Source organism: Acinetobacter sp. ANC_7553, from assembly GCF_056779895.1.
Window position 1 is genome coordinate 100,445 of record NZ_JBWYIV010000014.1, and the last position, 6,119, is coordinate 106,563.

At 42.8% G+C, this 6,119-nt stretch carries 7 protein-coding genes; all 7 read left to right on the forward strand.

The features are described from left to right. Positions 1 to 39 precede the first annotated feature (39 nt). On the forward strand, positions 40 to 294 hold the full coding sequence (atpE, locus tag AC1M9I_RS12060; protein ID WP_035268188.1) for a F0F1 ATP synthase subunit C: 255 nt from the start codon (positions 40 to 42) through the stop codon (positions 292 to 294). 38 nt (positions 295 to 332) lie between these two features. Then, on the forward strand, positions 333 to 803 hold the full coding sequence (locus tag AC1M9I_RS12065) for a F0F1 ATP synthase subunit B (protein ID WP_035268191.1): 471 nt from the start codon (positions 333 to 335) through the stop codon (positions 801 to 803). 11 nt (positions 804 to 814) lie between these two features. After that, entirely contained in the window at positions 815 to 1,351 is a 537-nt protein-coding gene (locus AC1M9I_RS12070; RefSeq protein WP_035268194.1) for a F0F1 ATP synthase subunit delta, read from the forward strand. Positions 1,352 to 1,398: 47 nt separating this feature from the next. Next, entirely contained in the window at positions 1,399 to 2,943 is a 1,545-nt protein-coding gene (gene atpA, locus AC1M9I_RS12075) for a F0F1 ATP synthase subunit alpha (protein WP_035268197.1), read from the forward strand. 89 nt (positions 2,944 to 3,032) lie between these two features. Then, positions 3,033 to 3,902: a F0F1 ATP synthase subunit gamma gene (atpG, locus tag AC1M9I_RS12080; RefSeq protein WP_035268202.1), complete on the forward strand. Its 870-nt coding sequence runs from the start codon at positions 3,033 to 3,035 to the stop codon at positions 3,900 to 3,902. Positions 3,903 to 3,928: 26 nt separating this feature from the next. Beyond that, a complete protein-coding gene (gene atpD / locus AC1M9I_RS12085) occupies positions 3,929 to 5,323 on the forward strand; it encodes a F0F1 ATP synthase subunit beta (RefSeq protein WP_035268203.1) in 1,395 nt (464 codons plus the stop codon). Between the two features lie 26 nt (positions 5,324 to 5,349). Continuing rightward, complete coding sequence (locus tag AC1M9I_RS12090) at positions 5,350 to 5,769, forward strand: F0F1 ATP synthase subunit epsilon (RefSeq protein ID WP_035268205.1); 420 nt, start codon at positions 5,350 to 5,352, stop codon at positions 5,767 to 5,769. Positions 5,770 to 6,119: the final 350 nt, after the last annotated feature.

The following is a 6,119-nucleotide window of genomic DNA, read 5'->3' on the forward strand; positions in this document are numbered from 1 at the left end:
TTTTTGTTTGATTTAAACTCAACCTCTGAGGATTTTTTCATGGATTTAGTAGTTGGCTTATCTGCTGTTGCAGCTGCTCTTTTAATCGCGTTCGGTGCTTTAGGTACTGCGATCGGTTTTGGTCTTTTAGGTGGTCGCTTCCTTGAAGCTGTTGCTCGTCAACCAGAATTGGCTCCACAACTTCAAACTCGTATGTTCTTAATCGCGGGTCTTCTTGATGCTGTGCCTATGATCGGTGTTGGTATTGGTTTGTTCATTATCTTTGCAAATCCGTTCATCGGCCTAGTAGGTTAATTAGCTAAATTCCGAAATCAACTATTTGAGGAATAGCAATGAATATTAACTATACTCTGTTTGGTCAAGCGATTGCGTTTGCGATCTTTGTCGCATTCTGTATGAAATTCGTTTGGCCTCCACTAATCAATGCGATTAGTGAGCGTCAGCGTAAAATTGCTGATGGCTTAAATGCAGCTGAAAAGGCGAAAGCTGATCTTGCAGATGCGCAAGCTCAAGTTAAAGCTGAATTAGATGCAGCGAAAGCACAAGCGGCTCAGTTGATCGAACAAGCGAACCGTCGTGCGGCTCAATTGGTTGAAGAAGCTCGTACTCAAGCATCTGCTGAAGGTGAGCGTATTCGTCAACAAGCGAAAGAAGCTGTTGACACAGAGATCAATGCTGCTCGTGAAGAATTACGTCAACAAGTTGCAGCTCTTGCTGTTGCTGGTGCAGAGAAAATTCTGAACCAACAAGTTGATGAAGCAGCTCACAATGCCATGCTTACTCAGCTGGCTGCTAAACTTTAAGCGAGGCGATTATGGCTGAACTCTTGACGTTAGCACGCCCGTACGCTAAAGCAGCATTTGCTTTCGCTTCTGAGCAAGGTGCAACTGACAATTGGTCAAATGTGTTACAAGTGCTTAGTGCTGCGGTGCAAGATGAAGCATTTTCCGCTTACTTGAGTCGCCCTGAGCTTACTCCTGTGGAGCAAGTAAGTTTATTTGCTAAGGTTTTAGGTGCAGATCAAACTGCTGAAGTGTCTAACTTTTTGACACTTTTGGCTGAAAATGATCGTTTAACTTTGTTACCTGAGATTGAAGCAGAGTACGAACTTCTTAAATCACAAAATAACAATGTGGTAGATGTCGTGATTGAATCTGCATTACCACTTTCTGCTGAACAAGAGCAATTACTTGCATCTGCGTTAGAGAAACGTTTCAACGCAGCTGTAAATGTTTCAGTAGAAGTTAACCCAGCGTTAATCGCGGGTGTTGTTATTCGTGCAGGCGACCAAGTGATAGATGATTCTGCGCTTAATAAGCTTGAAAAAATGCGGACTCGTCTTCTTGCATAATTGCGTAAAAAGAAGACTGAACTTAATAAAGATTGAGGTATAGCGCAATGCAACAACTGAATCCATCCGAGATCAGTGCGCTCATTAAACAGCGTATCGGCGATCTGGACACCAGCGCGACCGCTAAGAACGAAGGAACCATTGTTATGGTTTCCGACGGTATTGTGCGTATTCACGGCCTTGCTGATGCAATGTACGGTGAAATGATCGAATTCGACGGCGGCTTATACGGTATGGCACTGAACCTAGAACAGGATTCAGTGGGCGTCGTTGTTTTAGGTAACTACTTAAGCCTTCAAGAAGGTCAAAAAGCTCGTTGTACAGGTCGTGTATTAGAAGTTCCGGTTGGTCCAGAACTTTTAGGCCGTGTAGTAGATGCTTTGGGTAACCCAATTGATGGTAAAGGCCCAATTGATGCAAAATTATCTGATGCAGTTGAAAAAGTTGCACCAGGCGTAATTTGGCGTCAATCGGTAGATGAGCCTGTACAAACTGGTTATAAATCAGTTGATACAATGATTCCAGTTGGTCGTGGCCAACGTGAATTAATCATCGGTGACCGTCAAACTGGTAAAACAGCAATGGCGATCGATGCGATCATCGCACAGAAGAATTCTGGCATTAAATGTATCTACGTTGCAGTTGGTCAAAAACAATCAACTATCGCAAACGTTGTACGTAAGTTAGAAGAAACTGGCGCTATGGCGTATACGACTGTTGTAGCAGCAGCGGCAGCGGATCCAGCAGCAATGCTTTTCCTTGCTCCGTACTCTGGCTGTACAATGGGCGAATACTTCCGTGACCGCGGTGAAGATGCGTTAATCATTTATGATGACTTATCTAAACAAGCAGTTGCGTATCGTCAAATTTCATTGCTTTTACGCCGTCCACCAGGTCGTGAAGCTTACCCAGGTGACGTATTCTATCTTCATAGTCGTCTACTTGAACGTGCTTCTCGTGTATCTGCTGACTATGTTGAGAAATTCACTAACGGTGAAGTTAAAGGCCAAACTGGTTCATTAACTGCATTACCGATTATTGAAACTCAAGCGGGTGACGTATCTGCATTCGTACCAACGAACGTAATTTCGATTACTGATGGTCAGATCTTCTTAGAAACATCATTATTCAACGCAGGTATTCGTCCTGCTGTGAACGCGGGTATCTCTGTATCTCGTGTTGGTGGTTCTGCTCAAACTAAGATCATCAAAAAATTGTCTGGTGGTATCCGTACTGCTTTAGCACAATATCGTGAATTGGCTGCGTTTGCTCAGTTCGCTTCTGACCTTGATGAAGCAACTCGTAAGCAACTTGAGCATGGTCAACGTGTAACTGAATTAATGAAGCAAAAACAATATGCTCCATATTCAATTGCTGACCAAGCTGTGTCTGTATATGCATCTAACGAAGGCTACATGGCTGACGTAGAAGTGAAGAAAATTGTAGACTTTGATGCTGCATTAATTTCTTACTTCCGTTCTGAACATGCTGCGTTAATGCAACAGATCGATGAAACTGGTGATTGGAACAAAGACATCGAAGCAGCATTCAAAGCTGGTATTGAAAGCTTTAAAGCGACTCAAACTTACTAATTTTCAAACTGTTGAAATTTAGTGTCGGTTTGGTTCACGGAATCAACCTTCGAGGGCTCGAAAGGGCCTTCGAATACTAGGTTAAGCGTATGGCAAATTTAAAAGAAATTCGCGCCAAAGTAGCTAGTATCAAAAGCACGCAGAAAATTACTCGCGCGATGCAGATGGTAGCAGCTTCTAAGATGCGTCGTGCGCAAGAGCGCATGGCTCAGGGCCGTCCGTATGCCGAAAATATGCACCGTGTAATTGCTCATTTAGTACAAGCGAACCCTGAATATAAACATCGTTATATGGTTGAACGCCCAGTTAAGCGCGTTGGCTATATCATCGTGTCATCAGATCGCGGTCTTGCTGGTGGTTTGAACATTAACTTGTTCAAGAAAGTGGTAAAACACGTTCAACAGCAACAAGAGCAGTCAATTGAAGTTCAATTTGCTTTGATTGGTCAAAAAGCGGTTTCGTTTTTTAAAAACTACGGCGGTAAAGTACTTGGTGCAACCACTCAAGTGGGTGACACTCCAAGTCTTGAACAGTTGTCTGGTTCTGTACAAGTCATGTTGGATGCATACGATAAAGGCGAATTAGATCGCATTTATTTGGTGTCTAACGGCTTTGTGAATGCCATGACTCAAAATCAAAAAATCGAACAACTTGTTCCTTTAGCAGCTGCTGAAGATGACAAGACTCTTAACCGCCAATACGGTTGGGATTATATCTATGAACCAGAAGCTGAAGAGCTTTTAAATGGTTTATTGGTTCGTTATATCGAGTCTGTGGTATACCAAGGTGTGATCGAAAACATCGCGTGTGAGCAATCTGCTCGTATGGTTGCAATGAAAGCTGCAACGGATAACGCGGGTGAATTGATCAAGAACCTACAACTTATTTATAACAAGCTGCGTCAAGCCGCGATTACTCAGGAAATTTCTGAGATCGTTGGTGGTGCCGCTGCCGTTTAACATTATTTTGAATTGAGGAGACAGCAATGAGTAGCGGTCGTATCATTCAGATCATCGGCGCGGTTATCGACGTCGAGTTTGAACGCAACAGTGTTCCTAAGATCTATGACGCTCTTCAGGTTGATGGCACTGAAACTACATTAGAAGTTCAGCAACAACTTGGTGACGGCGTTGTACGTACAATTGCTATGGGATCTACAGAAGGTCTTAAGCGTGGTTTGAACGTAACTAACACTAACGCTCCGATCTCTGTACCAGTTGGTCCAGCGACGCTTGGTCGTATCATGGACGTTCTTGGTCGCCCGATCGATGAAGCTGGTCCTGTTGCAACTGAAGAGCGTTTACCGATTCACCGTCAAGCGCCTTCTTATGCAGAGCAAGCTGCTTCTACTGACCTTTTAGAAACTGGTATTAAAGTCATTGACTTACTTTGCCCGTTCGCGAAAGGTGGTAAAGTTGGTCTGTTCGGTGGTGCCGGTGTTGGTAAAACTGTAAACATGATGGAGTTGATCAACAACATCGCTAAAGCGCACTCAGGTTTATCTGTATTCGCTGGTGTTGGTGAGCGTACTCGTGAAGGTAACGACTTCTATCACGAGATGAAAGACTCTAACGTTCTTGACAAAGTAGCGATGGTTTACGGTCAGATGAACGAGCCACCAGGTAACCGTTTACGCGTAGCGTTAACTGGTCTTACTATGGCTGAGTATTTCCGTGATCAAAAAGACGAAAACGGTAAAGGCCGTGACGTATTATTGTTCGTAGACAACATCTACCGTTATACACTAGCAGGTACTGAAGTATCAGCACTTCTAGGTCGTATGCCATCTGCAGTAGGTTACCAACCGACACTTGCAGAAGAGATGGGTGTTCTTCAAGAACGTATTACTTCTACTAAGTCTGGTTCGATTACATCTATCCAAGCTGTATACGTACCTGCCGATGACTTAACGGATCCATCTCCAGCGACTACGTTCGCTCACTTGGATGCGACAGTTGTATTGAGCCGTGACATCGCTTCACAAGGTATTTACCCTGCGATCGATCCACTTGACTCTACTTCACGTCAATTAGATCCATTAGTTGTTGGTACTGAGCATTACGAAATCGCTCGTTCAGTTCAAAACGTTCTTCAACGTTATAAAGAATTGAAAGACATTATCGCAATTCTTGGTATGGACGAATTGTCAGAAGAAGACAAACTTACTGTATACCGTGCACGTAAGATTCAACGTTTCTTCTCTCAACCGTTCCACGTAGCAGAAGTGTTTACTGGTGCTCCTGGTAAACTTGTACCGCTTAAAGAAACTATTCGTGGCTTTAAAGGTCTTCTAGCTGGTGAATACGATCACATCCCAGAACAAGCGTTCTATATGGTTGGTGGTATTGACGAAGTTATTGCTAAAGCCGAGAAACTTTAATTAGCTACCTAATTTAGGAGGTTCTCATGGCGACTATGCAATGTGACGTTGTAAGTGTTAAAGAGTCTTTGTACTCAGGCACTGTAACTATGCTAATTGCTAAAGGTGCTGGTGGTGAGTTAGGTATTATGCCTGGCCATGCTCCACTAGTAACTTTACTTCAACCGGGCGCGATTCGCGTTCAGTTGGAGAATGGTACAGAAGAATTAATCTATGTATCTGGTGGTGTTCTTGAAGTTCAACCGCATGTTGTTACGGTTCTTGCAGATACTGCAGTCCGTGCAGAAAACTTAGATGAAGCTGCAATCGTTGAAGCACGTAAAAATGCTGAAACTTTGTTAGCAAATCAAAAGAGCGATTTGGACGCTGCTGCCGCTTTGGCTGCGCTTGCAGAAACAGCTGCACAGTTGGAAACCATCCGCAAAATCAAAAACCGCGCTCAATAAGAGACGGTTCGAGATTGAAAAACCACCCGAAAGGGTGGTTTTTTTATGGGTTTAATTTTTCCCATATTTGTTTTGATAAATATTTTCGTAGAAAAAAACTAGGTCTTTTGATCTTCCATAGTGATTACCTAATCCATAAGTCGCAACTACATATAAAAACCCAAACCTTTCTAATTCAGATAATGAAAAATTACATTCTTCATTTTTAAGGTGATAATTTTTATTAGTCTTATTTTTTTCAGTCAATGTGTAAGCTTGATCTGTAGTGGTTTAATAAAGTTGGACACTAAATTAGGTGATAATGTATTCACCAAAGAGGTGCTCAATGAAAACAAGACGAACATTCACTC

What these genes read in the sequence shown, in the direction of transcription:
- atpE (WP_035268188.1), top strand. Translation starts at nt 40, where the DNA reads ATGGATTTAGTAGTTGGCTTATCTGCTGTTGCAGCTGCTCTTTTAATC.
- AC1M9I_RS12065 (WP_035268191.1), top strand. Translation starts at nt 333, where the DNA reads ATGAATATTAACTATACTCTGTTTGGTCAAGCGATTGCGTTTGCGATC.
- AC1M9I_RS12070 (WP_035268194.1), top strand. Translation starts at nt 815, where the DNA reads ATGGCTGAACTCTTGACGTTAGCACGCCCGTACGCTAAAGCAGCATTT.
- atpA (WP_035268197.1), top strand. Translation starts at nt 1,399, where the DNA reads ATGCAACAACTGAATCCATCCGAGATCAGTGCGCTCATTAAACAGCGT.
- atpG (WP_035268202.1), top strand. Translation starts at nt 3,033, where the DNA reads ATGGCAAATTTAAAAGAAATTCGCGCCAAAGTAGCTAGTATCAAAAGC.
- atpD (WP_035268203.1), top strand. Translation starts at nt 3,929, where the DNA reads ATGAGTAGCGGTCGTATCATTCAGATCATCGGCGCGGTTATCGACGTC.
- AC1M9I_RS12090 (WP_035268205.1), top strand. Translation starts at nt 5,350, where the DNA reads ATGGCGACTATGCAATGTGACGTTGTAAGTGTTAAAGAGTCTTTGTAC.